The organism is Vibrio coralliirubri (genome assembly GCF_024347375.1).
Taxonomy (GTDB): domain Bacteria; phylum Pseudomonadota; class Gammaproteobacteria; order Enterobacterales; family Vibrionaceae; genus Vibrio; species Vibrio coralliirubri.
In genome coordinates, this window is the sequence record NZ_AP025471.1 from 993,739 (window position 1) to 1,014,366 (window position 20,628).

Annotated in this window: 19 protein-coding genes and 2 pseudogenes; 6 read left to right on the top strand and 15 right to left on the bottom strand. The window is 41.6% G+C overall.

Annotated elements, in window-relative coordinates:
• Positions 1 to 81: 81 nt before the first annotated feature.
• The 4 genes from OCV20_RS21080 to OCV20_RS21095 all read right to left on the bottom strand — a co-directional run bounded on the left by OCV20_RS21080 (position 82) and on the right by OCV20_RS21095 (position 3,911).
• On the bottom strand, positions 82 to 810 hold the full coding sequence (locus tag OCV20_RS21080) for a helix-turn-helix domain-containing protein (protein ID WP_016768295.1): 729 nt from the start codon (positions 808 to 810) through the stop codon (positions 82 to 84).
• A gap of 173 nt (positions 811 to 983) precedes the next feature.
• Positions 984 to 2,009, bottom strand: coding sequence for a DUF4382 domain-containing protein (locus OCV20_RS21085; protein WP_086775724.1), 1,026 nt, complete (start codon positions 2,007 to 2,009; stop codon positions 984 to 986).
• A gap of 422 nt (positions 2,010 to 2,431) precedes the next feature.
• The gene (locus tag OCV20_RS21090; protein ID WP_004731647.1) at positions 2,432 to 2,683 is read right to left on the bottom strand and encodes a DUF2999 family protein; all 252 of its coding nucleotides are present in this window, start codon (positions 2,681 to 2,683) and stop codon (positions 2,432 to 2,434) included.
• A gap of 130 nt (positions 2,684 to 2,813) precedes the next feature.
• Positions 2,814 to 3,911 (bottom strand): YdcF family protein, encoded by a 1,098-nt coding sequence (locus OCV20_RS21095; RefSeq protein ID WP_086775723.1) that lies wholly within the window; start codon positions 3,909 to 3,911, stop codon positions 2,814 to 2,816.
• Positions 3,912 to 4,395: 484 nt separating this feature from the next.
• Here OCV20_RS21095 and OCV20_RS21100 point away from each other — a divergent pair, with 484 nt between their 5' ends.
• A complete protein-coding gene (locus tag OCV20_RS21100) occupies positions 4,396 to 5,070 on the top strand; it encodes a glutathione S-transferase family protein (RefSeq protein ID WP_048606098.1) in 675 nt (224 codons plus the stop codon).
• A 182-nt stretch (positions 5,071 to 5,252) separates the two neighbouring features.
• Here OCV20_RS21100 and OCV20_RS21105 read toward each other — a convergent pair whose 3' ends face one another.
• A complete protein-coding gene (locus OCV20_RS21105; RefSeq protein WP_260256846.1) occupies positions 5,253 to 5,384 on the bottom strand; it encodes a hypothetical protein in 132 nt (43 codons plus the stop codon).
• Between the two features lie 363 nt (positions 5,385 to 5,747).
• Here OCV20_RS21105 and OCV20_RS21110 point away from each other — a divergent pair, with 363 nt between their 5' ends.
• Complete coding sequence (locus OCV20_RS21110; RefSeq protein WP_086775722.1) at positions 5,748 to 6,296, top strand: mechanosensitive ion channel family protein; 549 nt, start codon at positions 5,748 to 5,750, stop codon at positions 6,294 to 6,296.
• 149 nt (positions 6,297 to 6,445) lie between these two features.
• Here OCV20_RS21110 and OCV20_RS21115 read toward each other — a convergent pair whose 3' ends face one another.
• A complete protein-coding gene (locus tag OCV20_RS21115; protein WP_086775721.1) occupies positions 6,446 to 8,005 on the bottom strand; it encodes a winged helix-turn-helix domain-containing protein in 1,560 nt (519 codons plus the stop codon).
• Between the two features lie 490 nt (positions 8,006 to 8,495).
• On the opposite strand from OCV20_RS21115, the gene OCV20_RS21120 reads away from it, so the two are divergent.
• On the top strand, positions 8,496 to 8,975 hold the full coding sequence (locus OCV20_RS21120) for a porin (protein ID WP_086775720.1): 480 nt from the start codon (positions 8,496 to 8,498) through the stop codon (positions 8,973 to 8,975).
• A 302-nt stretch (positions 8,976 to 9,277) separates the two neighbouring features.
• Here the strand turns inward: OCV20_RS21120 and OCV20_RS21125 are convergent, their stop codons facing one another.
• Complete coding sequence (locus tag OCV20_RS21125) at positions 9,278 to 9,850, bottom strand: spondin domain-containing protein (RefSeq protein ID WP_261881526.1); 573 nt, start codon at positions 9,848 to 9,850, stop codon at positions 9,278 to 9,280.
• A gap of 17 nt (positions 9,851 to 9,867) precedes the next feature.
• Positions 9,868 to 10,788, bottom strand: coding sequence for an IS5 family transposase (locus tag OCV20_RS21130; protein ID WP_086773621.1), 921 nt, complete (start codon positions 10,786 to 10,788; stop codon positions 9,868 to 9,870).
• A gap of 883 nt (positions 10,789 to 11,671) precedes the next feature.
• Between OCV20_RS21130 and OCV20_RS21135 the strand changes: the two genes are divergently transcribed.
• Positions 11,672 to 12,040 carry a hypothetical protein gene (locus OCV20_RS21135; protein ID WP_162290827.1) on the top strand — a complete coding sequence of 123 codons (369 nt, stop codon included), beginning with the start codon at positions 11,672 to 11,674 and terminating at the stop codon, positions 12,038 to 12,040.
• Between the two features lie 130 nt (positions 12,041 to 12,170).
• On the opposite strand, the gene OCV20_RS21140 is transcribed toward OCV20_RS21135, so the two are convergent.
• From OCV20_RS21140 to OCV20_RS21150, 3 genes and pseudogenes are all read right to left on the bottom strand, one after another.
• Positions 12,171 to 12,350 carry a hypothetical protein gene (locus OCV20_RS21140; RefSeq protein ID WP_086775954.1) on the bottom strand — a complete coding sequence of 60 codons (180 nt, stop codon included), beginning with the start codon at positions 12,348 to 12,350 and terminating at the stop codon, positions 12,171 to 12,173.
• A gap of 83 nt (positions 12,351 to 12,433) precedes the next feature.
• A complete protein-coding gene (locus OCV20_RS21145; RefSeq protein WP_086775955.1) occupies positions 12,434 to 13,345 on the bottom strand; it encodes a helix-turn-helix transcriptional regulator in 912 nt (303 codons plus the stop codon).
• Positions 13,346 to 13,451: 106 nt separating this feature from the next.
• Positions 13,452 to 14,579: pseudogene (locus OCV20_RS21150) on the bottom strand (IS3 family transposase).
• A 133-nt stretch (positions 14,580 to 14,712) separates the two neighbouring features.
• On the opposite strand from OCV20_RS21150, the pseudogene OCV20_RS25965 reads away from it, so the two are divergent.
• Positions 14,713 to 15,063: pseudogene (locus OCV20_RS25965) on the top strand (PhzF family phenazine biosynthesis protein); the annotation flags it as partial.
• Positions 15,064 to 15,173: 110 nt separating this feature from the next.
• On the opposite strand, the gene OCV20_RS21160 reads toward OCV20_RS25965, so the two are convergent.
• On the bottom strand, positions 15,174 to 16,079 hold the full coding sequence (locus tag OCV20_RS21160; protein WP_261881527.1) for a hypothetical protein: 906 nt from the start codon (positions 16,077 to 16,079) through the stop codon (positions 15,174 to 15,176).
• Between the two features lie 181 nt (positions 16,080 to 16,260).
• On the opposite strand from OCV20_RS21160, the gene OCV20_RS21165 reads away from it, so the two are divergent.
• Positions 16,261 to 17,181 (top strand): IS5 family transposase, encoded by a 921-nt coding sequence (locus OCV20_RS21165; RefSeq protein ID WP_086773621.1) that lies wholly within the window; start codon positions 16,261 to 16,263, stop codon positions 17,179 to 17,181.
• Between the two features lie 39 nt (positions 17,182 to 17,220).
• On the opposite strand, the gene OCV20_RS21170 is transcribed toward OCV20_RS21165, so the two are convergent.
• The 3 genes from OCV20_RS21170 to OCV20_RS21180 all read right to left on the bottom strand — a co-directional run bounded on the left by OCV20_RS21170 (position 17,221) and on the right by OCV20_RS21180 (position 20,627).
• The gene (locus OCV20_RS21170; protein WP_086774546.1) at positions 17,221 to 17,751 is read right to left on the bottom strand and encodes a hypothetical protein; all 531 of its coding nucleotides are present in this window, start codon (positions 17,749 to 17,751) and stop codon (positions 17,221 to 17,223) included.
• A gap of 344 nt (positions 17,752 to 18,095) precedes the next feature.
• A complete protein-coding gene (locus OCV20_RS21175; RefSeq protein ID WP_086774547.1) occupies positions 18,096 to 19,304 on the bottom strand; it encodes a hypothetical protein in 1,209 nt (402 codons plus the stop codon).
• A 156-nt stretch (positions 19,305 to 19,460) separates the two neighbouring features.
• On the bottom strand, positions 19,461 to 20,627 hold the full coding sequence (locus OCV20_RS21180; RefSeq protein ID WP_086774552.1) for an EAL domain-containing response regulator: 1,167 nt from the start codon (positions 20,625 to 20,627) through the stop codon (positions 19,461 to 19,463).
• Position 20,628: the final 1 nt, after the last annotated feature.

Here is a 20,628-nt window from a genome sequence, read left to right on the forward strand (position 1 = left end):
ATTACCCAATTTTCAGTTCTGAAATAGATAATAGTGAAGATTGATAAAATTTAGTTTGCCGAAAGGACGCTATTGTTGCTTCTAAAGACTGTCTTTCATTGAGCCTAGAAACGCCCTTGGGGACATCCCAAAGTGCTGAGAGAAGCGACGACTGAAAGCAGAAACATCACTATACCCCACATTTTCGGCAATCAACTGAACCGGTAAATCGGTGTGGGTTAACAAGGCTTGGGCTTTCTCCATACGATATCGAGTGATGTATTTAAGCGCACTGATCCCCAGGCACTCTTTAAAGCGTTTTTTGAATTGAGTGGGACTCAAGCAGGCCGTTTCTGCAAGTTGTGAAATGGATAACGGCTGGGTGTAGTTATCCGCTATCAGCCTTTGTACGGCACGGATTCTTGGGTCGATGCTCTTACTCACTTGTTGTTGCTCTAACAGCAGTGAAAACACATCCAAGATTGATGACTCAATACCACTATCGACCTGATACTCCAGCTGCTTCTCAACAAACAGCAAGAAGCTCATCAAAGGTGGTGTTATCGTGAAAACCGAGAGCTCATGCTCCAACAAGTGCTGCGGCAACTCCGCCATATCTGCGACAATAAACCGCGCGGCTTCATCCGCCTTAAACGCATGCGCTGTGGTTACTGGAATCACCACACATTCGCCCACGGCCACCTTACCGACATACCCCACCATCTCGATATTAATACTGCCTTGGATTGGCAATACCAATTGGTGATGGTCATCATGAGCATGGGTATTAAATTGCTTGGTGTAAGATCGAATGCTTAAGCTAGATTTCATAATCAACGCCGGAGTACATTTCGCTAGGTTAAAGTAAGAGACACAACGTTACATCATCACTTCCCTAGAGTCACACTCAATGCGTATCAAATTCATGCTACCTCGGTGACATGATCAAAAACGGCCTCCAAATGAGAGGCCGTTTTGATTAAAAAGCGTCATTCACATAAAGCTTAGAATGACACTTGGCTATCCTGACCAACCACTACCTGAACACTATTTTGAACATCATAGATTTCAAAACCATCAGCAACTGGATCAGCATTGTCTTCATCACTGTCGAACTGCGCAGTACAGGTATACCCTAATGAGTAAGTACCTGGATCGATGAAGCCCAGAGAGAACTCATAGTTAGTCTGTGCTTGATTCATTGCCACTGACGCTGAAGTGATCGGTTTCACTTCATCACTGCCGCCAATCGGAGCCATGTCAGCTTGTTCAACACTACCTTCATACAAGTACACCGACTGAACAAATGTATTATCACCACCGTTACAAGTGTCATAAGTAGAAAGAGCAACAGTGCCTTCAATGTTTCCTGTCTCAACCGTATTGATAAGGCTTACAGACGTTCTTTGAATAGTGTAATCAGGGAAAGTCGAACTGTTCTTTAGGCCACGTCGAAGATCGAACTCGACAACAAAATCGTTACTTTGCTGGTTCACATTAAATGAGTTATTAAAGTAAAGTACGCCAGCGTTGTCTTCTTTACCCACACCTTGCGGGCACGCGCCTTCACCTTTCACTGTTAACTCACGGATCATATCATCGTTTTCTATCACGTAAGATGGATCTGTTGGGTGATCGCCATCATTGGCAAACACACACAACTTATAGCTGCCTACCGGAATGACCTCATTTTCAATCAAAGGAAGCGCATCGCTGCCCTGGTAATCCAGCAAATTCACACTTAATGGAATCGGATCCTCACCATCTGGCAATGGATCGCCATTTTCATCAACGTAATCGCCGTTTTCGTCCGTTTTATACACATCATAAATCAGTGGCGAACCTCCCCCTTGAGGAAGTAAAGCGACCTTACTGAATGTCACAGTTACGTCTTTAACATCATCAATGGGCGCATCACTCACGCTCAAAGTAATGGGTGTCGTGCTGCTTGATGAACCTGAATCACCGCCACAACCAACAAGCCCAGCCAGCACAAGGCTCGCTAAAGCGGTTTCCTTTAAATACTTCATAACTAATTTCCTATAAATCACTGCTCGATAAAGGGCTTAGTTTGTTGCCCTCTTATTCTTTTCCTTAATGTGACTCATAGACAAACCGCGCTTATGGCCCAAATCGGCTAGCCCTATTATTTAGGGCTGTCTTCATCCAAAAACTCTGTTCATCAAGGTGCACATCTCAGGTCGCACATAGGTTAATTAAGTCTAGTAAGTAAATTGTCAGTAGTCGCACATATTTGGCAAGGTTGCTGTCAATTGTGTTGGAATGGTCGGTATGTATAGGGTCGGAGAGGATGATTGAAAGCACTCAAATCAAAGTCAAAAATCGCCCCCAAGATCAAAAAAGGCCGTTAAGACAGCCTATTGCTGAACTTAAACGACCTTTTTATTGAATGTGGATAAAGCTAATTCGATATTAGCTCATTCAAATTCACTTATTTTTGAAGTTGCTCTTTAGCCGCTTCAACCTTAGAAAAATCTAGGCCAAGCTCTTCAACTGCTTCTTTGATTAGCGCAGGGTTTTGCATTACCTGACCCATCAGCATTTGAAGTTTGTCTTGAGGTAAACCAAGTTGGCTGATCGTCGCCATTGCTGCAAGAGGGTTCTCTGTCAGCGTTTTGAATAGCTCACTGATCTGCTCGTCGCTAATATTGTTCTCTTTCAACATTGCTAAAATCGGGTTCATTTTTTTGCCTTTGAAACACTAAATTAAATAGGAGCACAGCATACCATCTAGCTGTGCTCGATTGTACTAACAAGTGACGCTTTGGTTTAACGCGAACCGCACTTTTCCCAAACGCAAAGAATGCTTGGGCTTAACGAGATTCCAGTGGGTAAGAACGGTAGCTCCACATGCCATAAGTTCTTAGAGCATCACGGTAGATACCTAATAGCTCACCACTGCTCGCTTTCTTAAGATCTTCTAGCGGCTTGTCTGGATAAGAGACCGTATCGAAGGTAATGCCCTGAGGGCCGGTTTGCCAGCTCGCAATTTCAAACAGAGTTTGACCACGACGAACGTGGCTCGCCGAACTAATAATGGTCGCGTGTTTAATATCATGGCGAGCAAGCGCATAGCTACTGAACAAGGCATTACCTACCGTGCTGGTCGCGTAATTCTCTTCAATGATGCGGTCTTTGCTTACCCCTTTTTCGATAAGCCAATCCGCCATTAACTTGCCTTCAGTCTTATGGTTCTTTGGCACACCACCCGTTAACACGATCATTGCATCAGGGTTCGCTTTCGACATTGCTAATGTGGTTTCAAGGCGTTCAATTAAGATTTGATGCATAGAACCATCAGGGGTAAGCGCGTAACCCAAAGTAACAATGGCACCATGTTCATCCAATAAACCTTTGTCCGCCGACTCTTTCAGCGGTGTTTCCAACACGCGATCAACCGTAGCAAAAATGCGTTTGATGTCTTCTGCTCTGCCCTTATTCAGGCTTTCCAGTTTCTCCATGTGCTTGTTGGATTCACTGTCATTGCCTTCGAATCTCTGCCAAACCGCAAGATACGCGTGCAAGTCGACATCGTCTGGCGCAACCGTCAATGCTTGCTCAAATAGCTCAATAGCGCGCTCTGCATTCTTGTTGTAGATCTGAGCATTGGCAGCCGAAATCAACAGGTCAGTACGGTAAGGTTCTAGCTGGTACGCCTCTAACAATCGGTTAGTCACAATTTCCATGTTGCTTGGCATTTTAGCCGTGAAGCCCGCGTGTGAAATTCTTGCCGGAGACTTAAACGCCTGCAACGCATCAAGAAGTAGTTGGTCGACAACTTGTCGCTTAGTCACCAACTGCGCGTAGTCCGCAGAAGCCTGTACAGCGCCATCGTTAGCAGCAAAAGAATAAGGTGTTGCGCCAAAAGCGAGCATGCCACCAAGAGCGAGGGCGATAATGTTCTTTTTCATGGAAAGATCCTGTGTCGTTAAGTGTTCACATCAGATTTGCTCACCAATGTAAGCCGCCAAGATTAAAAAACCGTGAACCAAACCTTACTCTCCAAGGTTGATATTCATTTGTTGCATAAGGTGTGGCTGCAGATCACGATTTTATGCGCCAGAGTAAGCTCAAATATCCAGATCGCTTCGAGTTATGAGTAGCGCCCTTGATGACTTTGGAATATTTAACTTCGAATCCCACACCCCTATTCCATCTAAACCCGTAAGTTTCGAAGCTCAACATCAAACCTAAATGTGCATTTTATGTTCATTATTTCAGCAGCTTAAAACGCGATTCCCCTACCAGTCGACGCTAATTCACGTTTAAACAGCCAAGTTCAAAAGGCACAGAGTTTGGTATCAAATCCGTCAATTCACAGAAAATTCAAAAACCACCCATTGAACGATCGTTCAAGTGGTGCTTTAATAAGTGACCAATACAAGGAGTTACCCCATGCTTAAGTTCTATTTTCACCAAACACCAAACCCAATGAAGATCGCTCTGTTTTTGGAAGAGACAGGTCTAGATTTTGAACTTGTTCCTGTCGATACCTTAAAGGGTGAGCAGCATTCACCGGAATATCGTTTGATCAATCCAAATGGCAAAACGCCTGCGATTGAAGATGAAGGACAACGTGTATTCGACTCTAATGCTATCCTGCTCTACCTATCTGAGAAAACAGGCAAGCTAGCTGGTCAGCCAGAAGACAGAGCCGAACTATTATCTTGGATGATGTTTATCGCAAGCGGTCTTGGTCCATACTCTGGCCAATCAGTACACTTCCGTCATGCTGCGCCAGCAGGCTTAGATTACGCGGTAAATCGTTATCTACGCGAAGCACAACGTCACTACGAAGTGTTAGAGAAACATATGGAAGGTCGTGAGTTTTTCGTCGGAAATGAGTACACCATCGTCGATGTCGCGGCATGGGGTTGGATTGATAAAGCACCAGTTGTGCTTGGTGAAGAAGGCTTAGAACCTTACCCGAATTTGAAGCGCTGGTTCGATGCAATCAACGCCCGCCCTGCTGCACTGCGTGCTCGCGAAATCGGCAAAGGCATTGAGTTTAAAACCGAACGTGATGAAGAGGCGCTTAGAGCGTTATTCCCGTCTAACTTCGCTGAATAGCAATAACAATAACAGTAACAAGAACTCTATTACCGACACTCACCAGTTAAGCGTTCAGAACATGAATACGAAGCTCAGTTCCGTGCTGAGCTGTATTGTCAAAACAGAGCTTGATTGGTGAGTTAAGCTCGCTCTTCAATCAAGTTCGCCTGTTATAAAGCTCGCATGTTATAAAGCGATTCTTATCTATTTCCTTTAAAGCCTTTAGAAGCAGTGCCGATTCTCGATTTCAAGCGTGTAGAAACAGACGTTGCGCGAATACGACCAACCACTGTCCAGAAAATTACGAATTGAGTAATGAGTAAGGTCAGCATCTTAAAAGGACCTCATTTCTAACGGCTTTGACTGCTTGGTTTTTCGCCTTTTATGGATATAAATAAACACTAACTTTATAACTATGATTGTCATGACAAACTCGATGATGAACAAAGGAGCGCTTATTCTACAAATTGAATGACATCAGACATCACAGAAGGCTTACATATCAGTTATAAAAATATAAACAAAAAATAAATTACTGCTTATCAATAACTTGTTACTAAAATTCATATCGACAAGGTTTATTGAAATCAAAAATGGCTTCTATTCATTTCTCGTATTATAAAACGATAATCGTTTGATGATGCGCACATTCAAGCAACTATGCACAATAACGGCTCATCACAATTGAGGTCGTTATGCCGAACTTTCTAGTCCACATTTTTAATACACTAAAGCAATATGATTTGCTGCTTGCCCTTGTATTTATTCTTGCCTATTGGCTTCTCAAGCGCTTTATTTCGACGACCGTTACCAACCTTGCACAAGTAAAGTCTGTCGCGACGACACGCACAATGTTCATCATTCGCTGCTTCAACATTTTCTCGTTCATACTGCTGTTTGCGACCTATATCATCGTCAGTGGGATTGGCTATGGGAACTTCACCATTTTCATCTCGTCCTTGGTGACGGTTTTTGGTGTCGCCTTCATCGCCCAATGGTCAATTCTGAGTAATATCACCGCGAGCTTTCTGATCTTCTTCGTATTCCCTTACCGAATTGGCGATTCAATAATTGTTGCAGATGGGGATGATATCGAAGGAAAGATCCTTGAGATTAAGATGTTTCATACTCTAATCAAGCACCCAAGCGGCAACCTAATTACTTATCCTAATTCTCTGCTGTTGCAGAAAAGCGTAACTAAAGTCTTAAAGAAGAACTCTCCACGTACAGAAAGGCCTCGGTAACCGAGGCCCTATCATGTAATAGAGAAACGAAACGCGCTAGTTAGGTTTCAGTTGCTGTTTCTAGTGCAACTGCTATTTCCAGTGCTGCTGCTAATTCTAGTGCTACCGCTAATTCTAGTGCTACCGCTTTTATCTGCTTTTAACTTTGACTATTTACCGTCGACATCGAGTTTAACACCCTGAAGTTGTTCAATCAGTTTGTCTAAATTACTGTCAAAGAACAACGGACCGGCTAGCGTCAATGCAATCGGTGAAGAAGTATTTTGCGTCGCTTGCAAATACAACTCTTTGGCGCCCATAGTGTTGCCACGCGCCTCTTCTGCTTTAGCCATTAAAAGGTAAGTCAGAGGCGTATGTTGATTGTAAGGAATCGACAACAAGATCTTTAACGCCTTATCAGGCTCACTTTGAGACAGCGCTAATATTGCGTTCGCTTCACAAACTCGAGGGTTATTTCCTCGCTTAAGAATGGCAGACAAAGACGAGGAATATTGCTCATTCAACGCCTTGATTCTAGGTTTAATATTTTCCTCATCTGTTGAGAAAACCGTCAGCACTTCACTTATGTAACTCACCGAAATAGCATAAGCGTTATCTGGAGCCAGCGCTCTGGCCTCTCGAAAATGCTTAAGCGCCATATCAAAATCCACGGTGCTGTAAGAAACCCCGGTCGCAGACATCAACGCCTTGACCGATTCTTTATCCTGAGGAAAAACAGAAATATTGCGCTGTAACTCTTCTTCAGGCACATCGATATACATAGCACGCAATAGATCGTCGATCATCGCAGCAAACGTCTCATGGAAACGAGCAAAGTTGGTGGAATAACGGCGGTTTAAATGCACGCCTCCCGACGCTCGGTTAACATACTTCACCAATAAACGAGTTTTCTTGCCGTCACTGCTTTTTGCCGTTGAGATATTAAACTCAATCGCGGCCAACTTCTTATGCTCATCAGACTTAACCACTCTGATATTGCTATAAAAACCAATATGTTCAATCAGCTTAATTACGATTCCATAAAGCTCGGGTTGCGCCTTAACCTCTTCCGTTACATTCAATACAACATAACGAAATTCATAATGACTTAATGAGTGAGCCGAGCTTGCTTGCGAAGGGCTTTGTTTGCTCTGAGAAAACCACATATATGATGATTGTAAAACAATGACAACGGCCAAAAACGCCAGTATGTAATGCAGCTTTCTACTTCTTGGAGAATTTTCTGATGGCTTTACATAGCCCTCTTCCCGGCCTTCTCTTTCGACAAGATCTTGGGTTTCAGGCGTTGATTGGCGTTCATTAACATCAAGCTGCTCAGTTTTTTGGAGAGCGGGTTTTTGGGGAGCTGTTTTCTGGAGATCAGGTTTTTGGAGCTCTACTTTCTCAACTCTCACTTCACCATCAAATCGGTAACCACGCTTTGGAACGGTAACAATATAACTGCTTGTCCTTTTACTGTGTGTTTTCAGAACTTTTCGTAGTTCAAATACCGCTTGGGTGACAACTTGGTCGGTTAATACACTGCCATTCCAAACCTCTTCAATTAACTCATCACGCGTATGAGTCAAACCCGGGTTCAAACATAAGAACTCAAGCAACTTAGTGAGGCGGTTATCAATCGTAATACACGAATCAGCAAACTGAATCTGCCCTTCGTTAGGCATAAACTGCCACTCATCTACGATAAAACTGATGTTTTTCTCAAGCATTCACGCTCACTCACTCTTTATGGCTCTTCTTATCGTCTAAACATAGCTTCAATCCAATGATTTTGCTGATAATTTCGACCGGTTGTGTGTGATTTTTCACAATTTTCGTTTCAGCCGACATCATTCAGAAGCATTTCCATAAAATTCACGGCGGTTATTGTCAAAACTCAGAGCAAGCAAAAATTAATACGAGCGACCCCAAAATTTTCTCAACAAAAATAGAGCCTAACTAACTGTAATAATTAACTTTATATTTTATTGATATTGAAGTTATGAAACTTTATGAACTGGTGAGCTTTACGTTATGTCAGCGAATCACAAAATCTGCATGATAGCTCCACACCGCAAGTGAGGGGCGACATGCAAACGAGAGAAAGGCATAACGTTCCCTGTAGTCACTTGCAATAAGGACATAAGAATTGATGTAGATACATCACCCGCTGAAGGATTAGGGAACATTAGTTAACCTTTATATTAAGAGCTTTAAACCATGAAACTGAACAAATTTATTCTTCCTATCGCTGCTATCTTCTTCGTAACTCAAGCAAGCGCTGACCCATATATTGGTGCTAGCTACCTATATTCTGAGTACCAAGCTGAAAGCGACAATACAGATTTCAGTGATGAGAATAGCGGCTACAGCCTTTACTTAGGCTACCAGATTAATGACCTACTATCGGTTGAAGCTGGATACGCGGATTTTGTTGATACACACAAAGACTTCGAACACATTTATTCAGATGCATGGTTAGCAAGTACAAAACTAACACTACCTATTACGATTTTTGACGTATACGGTCGTCTAGGTATCGGTCACTTCCAAAGTAACCTAGGTGATACAGACGACATTTACTACGGTGTGGGTACAGGTGTAACTCTAGGTCCTGTTCGTATTGCACTGGAATACACAATGTACGAAGCAAAAATCGTAGACAACAGCTACGCACTAAGCGCTGAATTCCGCTTCTAATAGGGTAAACATTAAGGCTCCCTAGCCTTCCCTACACAATGAACACCATCAAGCCTCTGACATACCATCACGGGCCTTTTGCGTTGAATTCAAAACTGAACGTGATGAAGAAGCGAAACGAGCACTGTTTCCTTCGAATGATGCGAAGTAGAAGATGCTAGGGATTCAGTACTCTCCTAAGTGACAGCTAAACCTCAAACAAAAAGAGCCGATGAAATCGGCTCTTTGATCTTTATACCAATCGTACATGGACAAAATATACATCTCTCGTCAAACAGAAAAGTTACACGAAAAAGGAACCATCACTGACGCTTAAAGGTAAATGTACCGATATACGCCCCCGTAGTTCGATGAATTCCATCAACAAAATCGGCATCAGAAATATTGGATGTAAGAAGCTCTATATTCATTTTCGGGGAACTATCTGAATTAGCAGACCCAAAAGTAACTCCACTATCAGTCCCCGAGTCATACACCTTAAGGTCTACTTGAACTTGATCTACCCACGTTCCATTTTGGTAAAGGTTCAAGCTATCAACACCGACAAACCAATCCGGACTGGGAGCAACCATAGTAATTATGCTAACTAAAGGGAAATCTTCATCGATATCGAATGTTAATTCTAATTGACTCTGTCCATTAGGAAGTCCACCTCCTTCAATTAAGGATTGGCTGTTACCTAAATTTTGAATATCCCCAATTTCTGATTTGATGACATTAGTGCTGCCAGTCTCAGCTACTTCTTCAACACCAGGGCTAGATTGACTACCTCTTTGAAACAAGCTTGCTGATGTATTATGTGTCATTCCTATAAGTGGTGAGAAGTGAGAGTTTGAAGGGCTTTGTTGCGTAATTAAATTTAGAGATAGAGCCAACCCGTTTCGCTTGTTTCTTAGTCAATACGACAAGTTTCAGGCATACCTAACCCAGTAAGCTTGTTCAACGCTTTTATCATCGCGTAAGTTTCACCCACCTGGGCATTGTAATTTCTTAAGCTCAGTTTCCCTCCTAGCAACTGTTTAACTCGATACATCGCTGTTTCTGAGAGTGAACGTTTGTGGTATCCATACCGCTCTTTCCAATACTTATTTGAGTCGTATAATTTCTGGCAACCCACGGCGAAATTTCGAGGGTGACCACGCTCCCAGAAGGCAGCCCCTTCTCTTGGGGGAATAAGCGCAATAGCTCCCTTAATCTTAATAGCAGCGTGACACGCTCTCGTGTCGTAAGCGCCATCACCAGACACCTCAAGGATACTTCGGCGTGTTTGTTTCAGTAAGTTCGGGAGTACTTCTCCATCTGTAACCGTCGATAAACTTAGCTCGGCGGCAATGATCTCATGAGTGTTGGTATCGACTGCAATATGCAGCTTTCGCCAGACTCTACGCTTGCCATCCGTCCCATGTTTTTTGACTTTCCATTCACCTTCGCCATAAACCTTAAGGCCAGTAGCATCAATGGCTAGGTGCTGTATCGCTCCTCTCGTTTTAGTCTTAAATGAAACCTCAACTTGCTTGGCTCTACGACTGATGCAGGTGTAATGCGGACAACTTAACGGTACATGGGCTAACCTAAATATCGAGTCGATAAATCCTTGCAGCGCTCTCAATGGCATAGAAAAAACTCGTTTGACCATGAGTGCTGTCGTGATAGCTAAATCACTGAACCGACGCGGCCTACCGCGCTTATTCTGTTTGCTTTGCGCCCATCCGCTTATTGCTTCTTCATCAATCCAAAAAGTCAGAGAACCACGGTTAATGAGTGATCGGTTGTATTGCTTCCAGTTGGTTGTTTTATAACGAGGCTTAGGCATAGGACTACGAGATAGAGTGGAGGTAGCTGATCAGATCGTAGGTTCTTGATTTAGTTCCATTGAATTACGCAACAAAGCCAGTTTGAAGGGTAATTTGTCGGGAAGCTAGTCGAAGTCCAATTGCTCGAAAATGTGACTTTATACGATACTGCACTTTCAGGAATAGAAGAATTCGTAGAATCACTTGAGCCACCACCGCAAGCTGTAATTATAATACTTGATGCCAATAAGAGAGCGACTCTCCAGTTTAGTTGATTGCATTTCATAAGTTAGTTCTTATTCCTTAGATACAATTAATATAGACCTAAGAACAGTGATTAAAATTTCAACAAACATTCACAATACAAATAAAAAAATCAATATTACCCAAAAAAATCGCTGTAACCCTTAAGTATCAATGAATTGGTGATGATACATTTTAGCTCTCGGCTATATTTGGACATAAAAAGACCCCCAATAATTGGTGTCCAACTATTGGGGGTCAGTTCACAAAAGCGGCTTTTTGATATTAATTTTTAAACGACTCCACCAAACTTGGAGAACAACATGAAAAATATATCACTTAGAAAGTCAATCATTTCTCCCCGCAAAAGATTCAGATATTAGCGCATATTAGTTCTTGCCAAAATAATTCTATGACTACTTGCCTTAATCGCATTCTGGAACAAACATCTAAGCTTGCTCTGCAAAACCACCCCCCATTAAAAATCCAATACAATCAATAACTAAGAGTGATTTAAGGTTATATTACCCAATGTAATGCTCACCTATCATTGATACCCAACCTATCTTTGTCTACAAATGGCTGAAAATTCCTTTGTAATCAAAAAGTTAAAATATCCACACTATATTTATTAGCACATCAAAATAATATTAAATTGAAATGCTAATTCAAATAAGTAGTCGCTCTGATATTTTAAATTTTTATCAATGGGAATTAGGATTTAAAATGAACTCAGGCTGTCTAAGCGCCTTAATTGTAATGATATCGGGGCTTTTCTACACAGGCATGGGGTTTTCAGGACTAGAGAATCAGTTCGGTATATTATGGGCTGGAGCTGCATTGACCATCTTAATCGTATTTAACTTTACGCTACCACTTTCTATCGGTGCTTATTTTTACACGACAAATGTCTTAGGTTGGCACTGGTCTAGCGCATCATTATTTATGATAATACTAATCACCATCATAGTTCCTGCGCTCATTAAATCTGTTAATGGCATTTTAAATCCAACTTCTTTCGAAAAATAAAAACATACTACCAATGACGCTCTATCGCTATTTACCAAGTTTGAGAGATCAAAAAAGAGCCGCTAAAAAGCGGCTCAATTCTTAAAATTTTAATGTTGAAACAACCATATGTTGATATTTTTTTGATAACTTAGTTTTTGTTGTACAAGGCCTGTAAGAAAGTTACTTTCAACTCTGCGTCAGGGTTAGTTGAATGTCCTACCTCTGCAACCCAGTAAGGAGCGACTTTCCAAGCTTGGCCGACGCATTTGTCGCTGACTATCCAAGGATCCGGTGCGTTACCCCACGACCCTGAAGTTTCGCGAGACAACTTAGCCCAAAAGCTTGTAAATTCGAGCGCTTGTTAAGACTTGGTGACTAAATGTTCTTTTGTTCAGTGTTAGGACTGACAACTCAAGAATCCATGCGCAGAACGTCAAGGTATTGTTCTGAGTGCACGACCAACTCAATAAAAGCTTTCTCAGACAATATTCTTTGTGCCTCGACTTCAACTTGCAAAAAACGATACCTTTTACTTCCGAGCTTAATACCACCATTAGCTAAAACAACGCCTTTGTTCCTAATTTCTGGTGTCATACTAGGTACATTTAATAAATTAAAAGCTGTTTGATCATGGTTGTTTATTAAAAGGCTATGGCACCTAGGGTTATTCTTCAGTAAGTTTAAGATGCTGACCAAAAGAGTCATTCGACACGCTGGAAGACTACCAAAACACGAAACTACATATAAACTCGTACTGTTGGCAAGTTTATCGACAAAAGGGCACTCAGTTGTATCTACTTTTAGACTCTCGTTGCAACACCCTCTTTCAACAAATCCGTATAAAAAATGTCCTAGTAAACTCCCGCTTTCATCACTATAGGCTTCACAAATTAAGTTAGGATCATTTAAAACTTCTGGCGCAAAATTAATGCCCAAATACTCAGAATGAAACGATTCCAAAGAGTCTAATAACGCATTATCTTTTGGAACGCCTACATATTTCCTTACCCGTAATTGATCAATCACCGTGAAGTAAGGTGTGAGCATTTGGTTCAAGTAACTGTCCACCACCTCAGCATTATATACAAGTGAGTTCATATTTTCTTTTATGATACCCGACACATCCACATCAAACACTCTAGCCAGCAATACCTGCTTAGCCAACTTAGGAGTTGTTACCCCCCTTTCCCAACGGCTATAGGTGGTTAAATCTAGTTTCTCGAATGCTTGATGAGTACTAACAAGCCTATCCACCATTCCTTGTTGAGTAAACTCTTGGACGTTGCGAATGCTAAGCAACATATCTGCAAATAACTTATTCATATTCGAACTTCCACTTAGTTTACAACGTTGCACACTCTATAATATATAGCGAATTCCCATCGCAAGTTCTAACTAGTGATCTGCTCCAGCTAGACTGGACACTTCATTAAGCGACATTTTGCTTTTCAAAGTTAGCTGGGCTTAGATACCCAAGAACACTGTGCCTTCTCGTCTGATTATAATCAACCTCAATGTATTCGAAGATCGTTTAACGCACCTCTTCTCTTGTCATAATTGGCTCATATTGTATCGCTTCCACCTTCATGGAATGGAAGAATCTCTACACAGGCGTTGTCCCAGCGGTTTCATTTACGACTCATACTTTGCCTTAAATATAGGCGCTTATCAGTTCTCGGTAGTCTTTAGAACAGTACTGACTACTTCGGTCACTATGAACAATAACTTGCTCAGGGAAACCACGGCGGAATAAAGCCATCGAAAGTGCATCACTGACCAATGCAGCTATCATCCTCGTGTCCATCGACCAGCCCACGACTTGCCGTGAGTAAAGGTCAATGATTACAGCCAAGTACAACCAGCCCTCGCTGGTCGCTAAATAGATGATATCTCCCGCCCACTTCTGTTTCGGGCCAGTTGCAGTAAAGTCCTGCTCTAACAAATTAGGAGCAACTGGTAACCTATGATTAGTGTCCGTTGTACATTTAAACTTGCGAGCCCCTTTTGCTACTAGGCTTTGGTGCTTCATGCTACTGGCGATAGTCTTCACATTGTGATTATCCCCGTTATCAGCTAACTCTGCTTGAATGCGCCTAGCTCCGCCCCTACTTTTGCTGTTGTCGAACGCTTCTTTAACCTTTCAGTCTAAAGCTTGCCGAGCTTGCTCCCACAGGCAATTTTTATTCCAGTAATAAAACCCACTTCGCGATATGCCGAACACCTTAACCATCCGTGAAACACGGAAAAGCAGCAGATGTTCAAGCATAAATTCATAGCGATTTACTTTAGATTCTTCGCAAAATAGGTGGCGGATTTTTTACTATTTCTAGCTCTTCAGCTTGTTCCGCCAACTGCCTTTTGAGTTTCGCGACTTCTGCTGCTAATTCTTTTTCCCGCTCAGTAGTGCTGGAGTTCTTGTTTGCAGCTTAACCCAGCCATAGGTCTGAGATTCATGCAGAGATAGCTGTCTAGCAGCAACACCCACTTTTTCAGTAAGCTTGAGGGTTTTTGCTTTAAATTCAGGAGAATGGATAATACGTTTTTTCTTGTTTGTCATAGTTCACCTCGTTAGTGAATTTACTCACTTAACTCAGTGTCCAAAACTTCTGGTGCGGATCACTTCTGTATTTGAACCTTGGTTACTCAATATGCTAAAGCGCAGGCACCAAAGTGATCCTGTAAGTCAGAAAGAAATTGATAGCGAAATCACGCTCCTCAAACTTCAACCAAACTTTGAAGCACTTAAACAGGCTGTAGGCGAGCGGTTCTAGTTACCACATGCTCTCAGGCTAACGAACTGGAATTATCTTCAAGATATTTTGCACCTTGGGTCGGTGTCAATGAAGATCCAGTAACAGGATCAGCACATTGCGCCTTAGCTGTGTATTGGTCAAGAAAGCTAGGAAAGAGAGTACTTTCAGGGATATCAAGCATCTTCCCGAGAGGAATACGTTACTACAGAACTGTTGAGTAATGGACGAACTAAATTAATAGGATCCGCAGTGACAGCAACTAAAGGGACAATGCAAATATTAGATTAGCCACTCAACGTGCATACACAACATCACTTTGAGTTACTAAATACAAACACCAAAACCAAATTAAGGCGTTGGTATTTGTTTTATACTAAATATAAGTTCTTGGAAACATGCTAGTTATCAGGGGTAATCATCACCCGCATTGATTTAGGGTGAGAGAAGTCCAAATACTCACCATTGAATACTCGAACATTTTTTAATTCATCATTAGTGACGTTACCTTCAAATCTCGCAAGACGGTTATAGGAGAGGTTATCCCAGTCTGATAATAAAACACTAACACCACGATCAGTACCGACGGTAACTGCATGATTGTAGATCCAATTCGGCAGAGTGTACTGTGACCTTTTGCCCACAGGAAGACAAAAACTAACTGGGGAATATAAACTGGAAATACAACCAAGCTTCGTATCACTGACTTGAACACGCATTGATCTGGGCCTTGAAAAATCGAGATAATCACCATTCCTGGCTCTAATATGTTGGAGCTCATTATTCAATACTGAGCCATCAAAAACCGCAAGTCTGTTGTAAGATAAATTATCCCAATCGGACAGCATAACCTTAGTACCTCGATCATTGTCGAGATAAACTTCGTGCTTATAAATCCAACTAGGTAGACGATAGTCAGATCTAGCTCCAGGAGGCAGGCAATACTTAACGTCAGCGCTCAGACTGTGTATACACCCTAACTTAGTATCACTTTTGAGTACTCTCATTGATCTTGGGTGAGAAAAGTCTATGTACTCACCATTTTTTGCCTTTGCTCTTTTTAAATCTTTTTGAGTGGTAATCCCTTCAAACGTCGCGATACGGTTGTAAGATAGATTGTCCCAATCTGACAACATGACCTTTGTTCCTCTATCGTTATCAACGTAAACAGGATGCTTATGAATCCATTTAGGCAGTCGATAACCTGATCTTTGACCTACAGAAAGGCAATATTTTTCACCACTCATAAGGCTCACAATACAACCTTTTGCCGTTTTTTGTTCAATGGGAGGTAATGTTCCACTCACATCATAAAACGGCGTGCACCCTTCTAGATATGTAGGCTCAGAGACGACAAACCCAGTAACGCTACATGCTTGTATTTCGAGTTCATCTGTTAATATGCGGCCGGCTTTGTTGCGTAATTCAATGGAACTAAATCAAGAACCTACGATCTGATCAGCTACCTCCACTCTATCTCGTAGTCCTATGCCTAAGCCTCGTTATAAAACAACCAACTGGAAGCAATACAACCGATCACTCATTAACCGTGGTTCTCTGACTTTTTGGATTGATGAAGAAGCAATAAGCGGATGGGCGCAAAGCAAACAGAATAAGCGCGGTAGGCCGCGTCGGTTCAGTGATTTAGCTATCACGACAGCACTCATGGTCAAACGAGTTTTTTCTATGCCATTGAGAGCGCTGCAAGGATTTATCGACTCGATATTTAGGTTAGCCCATGTACCGTTAAGTTGTCCGCATTACACCTGCATCAGTCGTAGAGCCAAGCAAGTTGAGGTTTCATTTAAGACTAAAACGAGAGGAGCGATACAGCACCTAGCCATTGATGCTACTGGCCTTAAGGTTTATGGCGAAGGTGAATGGAAAGTCAAAAAACATGGGACGGATGGCAAGCGTAGAGTCTGGCGAAAGCTGCATATTGCAGTCGATACCAACACTCATGAGATCATTGCCGCCGAGCTAAGTTTATCGACGGTTACAGATGGAGAAGTACTCCCGAACTTACTGAAACAAACACGCCGAAGTATCCTTGAGGTGTCTGGTGATGGCGCTTACGACACGAGAGCGTGTCACGCTGCTATTAAGATTAAGGGAGCTATTGCGCTTATTCCCCCAAGAGAAGGGGCTGCCTTCTGGGAGCGTGGTCACCCTCGAAATTTCGCCGTGGGTTGCCAGAAATTATACGACTCAAATAAGTATTGGAAAGAGCGGTATGGATACCACAAACGTTCACTCTCAGAAACAGCGATGTATCGAGTTAAACAGTTGCTAGGAGGGAAACTGAGCTTAAGAAATTACAATGCCCAGGTGGGTGAAACTTACGCGATGATAAAAGCGTTGAACAAGCTTACTGGGTTAGGTATGCCTGAAACTTGTCGTATTGACTAAGAAACAAGCGAAACGGGTTGGCTCTATCTCTAAATTTAATTACGCAACAAAGCCTATGCGGCCTTCCAAATAGGTTTTATCTACCTCTTTGAGCAATTGACTACTGCGCACCAACCCTTTTTGGTCTATGTGCGCTGTATAAATAAAAGTAACGGTACCAGAGACTATATCTAGCTCCGTTAAACTAATCGGTTGATGGTCAATAGCTAGCTTATCAGGCTCGATAAATCGGATGTTAAGGAATGCTATGTTACTAGATATCTGTCCGGTCGTTGAGTTCGTTTGGTTGGTGTTCAAACACTCATACTTAGAGCACTGCACTTCTTCATCATGTCGAACACAAAATGACACATAATTGACGTCAGCAATCGAATCTTCATATAGATAGGGTTTGGTAGAAATAACGCCTCCGTTAGTATCCGCCCAATAAAATTCACGAAAATCACCATTTTCTTCAAAATTAGTGACGGCTTTATTCTCTACATATCCGAATACTACTTTTCCAACACTCGGATCTAAGTTTTCAAACCTTATATTAACGTCTGCATTGGCATTTGGAAAAAGCAGCAAGACCTAACGCAATAATAATTCCTCTTAAAGCGACCATTTAAATATAACCTCCCGTATTAAAATAAATAAAGTATGAGAAATACACCATTTAACACCAAAAAATCAGAATAGAGATAAATCATCGATACTGTCACGTAAGGGGAAAACAACATACTTATATCACTGAGGTGTAGGCCTTTGATAAATCCTAAGGTTCAATTAGGGAAAGTTGAACTGGTCATAGAATAAAAATAACTTGAAGCCATATTAAGCTTGGTCAGTATAACGTTTTGGTGTTTAATTAGGTTGGTATCCAAAAAAAATAGCTTTCTATACAGAGTATAGAAAACTATCAAAAAGTTAGTTTACTTTTGCTTCATACAAGAAAATAAACCATGGTACGATGTATTATCTGCTGGCTGAACCGAGTTGTCATCGGACACAACTACAGTGTCATTCCAAACGATACCAGGGATAGGGAAAGGCCCATCTACGATATCTTTTGACCAATAGTTAGTAAATGCAGGCCAACTCGCGGAGTTATACCCATCTTCCGCAGACTTTAACAGCAATAGTTCATTAGTTGAAGGTGACGAATAGTTGGGGCCTATACTCTCACAATATTTTTCTTGGAGGTTTTCATTATTCGACATTAATGGACTAGCCGCATAGTACACGCCATTAACTGAACGTGAACGGATGTATGAATGTCCTGGGAAAAGTGCGGAAAACTGCTCTGCTGTAGGACTCTTAGCCCAGCCATCGATTGTCTCATCGGCTTCAATTACCCTCGTGTCACAATCTAAAGGAAGAAAGGTACTAGAACCTGCAGTCGCGAAGCCAATGCCACATACCTTAATTACGGATGCGTCACCTAAGTTAATATCAGCCTCTCTAGTTACGGTTTCATTTAAGCTACTGTGCACAAAGGACGGTTCTTCTGGGTAATAACGTTGTGCTGATACAAGGTAGTTATCATTTTGATCTTGGATAGAGTAGTAAACCATAGCAAACTTAGGCTCATTTGACGAAAGTACTTCTTCGAGACTAGTAAGTTCTCCCGAATAAGAAAGATCCAGCTCTAATTTGACGGTCTCGTCACCTGAGTAGATTGGAGCATCGTTTGCTACACTTTGCTTAATATCCCATAGATCATCGATATTAAGAACTGTCGAACGTAAACTACGATTGTACAAATCTGGATTACCGCGCTCAACATGTAAAGAGTTAGAGCACGTTACCTCAACTTTCTCCTCCAACCCATTAGGCGTATTTACGATTGCTTGACACAGTCTGACTTGTGAGTTCGCGTCCATCATCGACGGTATGAATACAACGCCTTTTGCCAGTACGCGGTTTTCTTGGTTTACCCAGTAGTAATTGTTTTCTTCTCCTTGCTTGTTAAAGTGAAAAATCGCGCCCCCGTTTTTTGAGGCCACGATAGGCTCACCGACATATGTAGATTCCGCTTTCTCTCCCTGTGTTTGAGATAGTGACGTAATTTCCAAACTGTTTGCGTAGGCTCCCGTAGATATTAAGCCAAGAGCGATTGAAGTCGCTAATCGTGATAACATGTAAGACTTTCCTGTAAGTTAACTTCTGATATGAACATTAAGAATGCTCTAAATAAGATTCATTGCATTATGCAACAGGAAAATCTTACAACTTCGGACAAAACGAATACATGGCACCTAAAAAAAACACTCAAGTAAATTGCTAAACTATCAAATTCAGCTTTTTAAGTTAGCGAAAGTCATCTCCCGAGCTTGTTGAGGGCTAGTTGGAACTCCGTAGAAAAAGCCTTGTTGGTAATAGCCATTAATTGCCTCTAATGCGCTAACCATCTCCTGGCTTTCAACTCCTTCATAAACGACTCTTGCACTCTTGGCAGACGCAAGTTTCCTAACTTCATTCAACAATTGCATATAGTCAGAGTTATAGTGAAAAGCCCAAGTGATTTGTTTATCAATTTTCAATTCATTGATTGGAAGCCTCATTACTCTTTCTATGTTTGAGGCATTAACGCCAAAATCATCGACTGAGATTTCAAACCCAGCTAATCTTAGTTGCAAAACCCGCTCCAATAGCTCACATTCAATTTCCGGAGAGACACCTTGCTCGGTAATTTCAATGACTATGGTGTGCGTGACACCTCCTTCATATAGACTCAAAATATGTCCAAATAGCTGTTCGTCTATCAAAACGCTTGGATCAACATTGATCGAGAACTTGGTGTTTATCTCTATATCTTTAAAATAGTTATGGTAATCTTCCACGAACTTCTCTAGTACAACCTTGGTGAAAGCCTTCTGCTTTCCTAAACTTTCGATCATAGGAAGAAAACAGTTTGGTGGAATTAGTTCACCATCATTCGCTGACCATCTAGACAGCACTTCAAATCCACAAATCGTCTCTTCATCAGAGATAACCTGAGGTTGATACAAAAGTTTGATTGGGTAATCTTCACCTTTAAGTTCTTTCAACTCTTTACATGTGTAGATTTGTTTAAATTTATCAGGTGCTAGGGCTGACTCTGCTAACTCAGTTACCTGCTCTAACCAAATAGGCTTTTCAAGTGAAGCTACAACATTAAGTTCATATAGTTTACCCAACATACTTACAGAGCTTACAATTGACTTATCCAGCCCTGATGTAATGATTATTTTGCTATCAATCGCTTTTTTTGACAATATTTTTAGTAGCTCAAAACCATCACCTCCAGGCATCATAATGTCGGTAATAATCAAATCGTACGAGTTTTTTTCCAGTTTATTAATAGCTTGGTTAGCATTTTCAGCGGAGTGTACTATTGTTTCGTAGCTAACATTTAAAATTGCAGAACTGAGTAGCTCTCTGGAGAACTCCACATCATCAACGATTAGGACTGCTTTTTTCAAT

Excerpts from the sequence above, each read along its gene's own strand:
- OCV20_RS21080 (WP_016768295.1), bottom strand. The coding sequence starts at position 810 with ATGAAATCTAGCTTAAGCATTCGATCTTACACCAAGCAATTTAATACC.
- OCV20_RS21085 (WP_086775724.1), bottom strand. The coding sequence starts at position 2,009 with ATGAAGTATTTAAAGGAAACCGCTTTAGCGAGCCTTGTGCTGGCTGGG.
- OCV20_RS21090 (WP_004731647.1), bottom strand. The coding sequence starts at position 2,683 with ATGAACCCGATTTTAGCAATGTTGAAAGAGAACAATATTAGCGACGAG.
- OCV20_RS21095 (WP_086775723.1), bottom strand. The coding sequence starts at position 3,911 with ATGAAAAAGAACATTATCGCCCTCGCTCTTGGTGGCATGCTCGCTTTT.
- OCV20_RS21100 (WP_048606098.1), top strand. The coding sequence starts at position 4,396 with ATGCTTAAGTTCTATTTTCACCAAACACCAAACCCAATGAAGATCGCT.
- OCV20_RS21105 (WP_260256846.1), bottom strand. The coding sequence starts at position 5,384 with ATGCTGACCTTACTCATTACTCAATTCGTAATTTTCTGGACAGTGGTT.
- OCV20_RS21110 (WP_086775722.1), top strand. The coding sequence starts at position 5,748 with ATGCCGAACTTTCTAGTCCACATTTTTAATACACTAAAGCAATATGAT.
- OCV20_RS21115 (WP_086775721.1), bottom strand. The coding sequence starts at position 8,005 with ATGCTTGAGAAAAACATCAGTTTTATCGTAGATGAGTGGCAGTTTATG.
- OCV20_RS21120 (WP_086775720.1), top strand. The coding sequence starts at position 8,496 with ATGAAACTGAACAAATTTATTCTTCCTATCGCTGCTATCTTCTTCGTA.
- OCV20_RS21130 (WP_086773621.1), bottom strand. The coding sequence starts at position 10,788 with ATGCCTAAGCCTCGTTATAAAACAACCAACTGGAAGCAATACAACCGA.
- OCV20_RS21135 (WP_162290827.1), top strand. The coding sequence starts at position 11,672 with ATGCTAATTCAAATAAGTAGTCGCTCTGATATTTTAAATTTTTATCAA.
- OCV20_RS21145 (WP_086775955.1), bottom strand. The coding sequence starts at position 13,345 with ATGAATAAGTTATTTGCAGATATGTTGCTTAGCATTCGCAACGTCCAA.
- OCV20_RS21165 (WP_086773621.1), top strand. The coding sequence starts at position 16,261 with ATGCCTAAGCCTCGTTATAAAACAACCAACTGGAAGCAATACAACCGA.
- OCV20_RS21175 (WP_086774547.1), bottom strand. The coding sequence starts at position 19,304 with ATGTTATCACGATTAGCGACTTCAATCGCTCTTGGCTTAATATCTACG.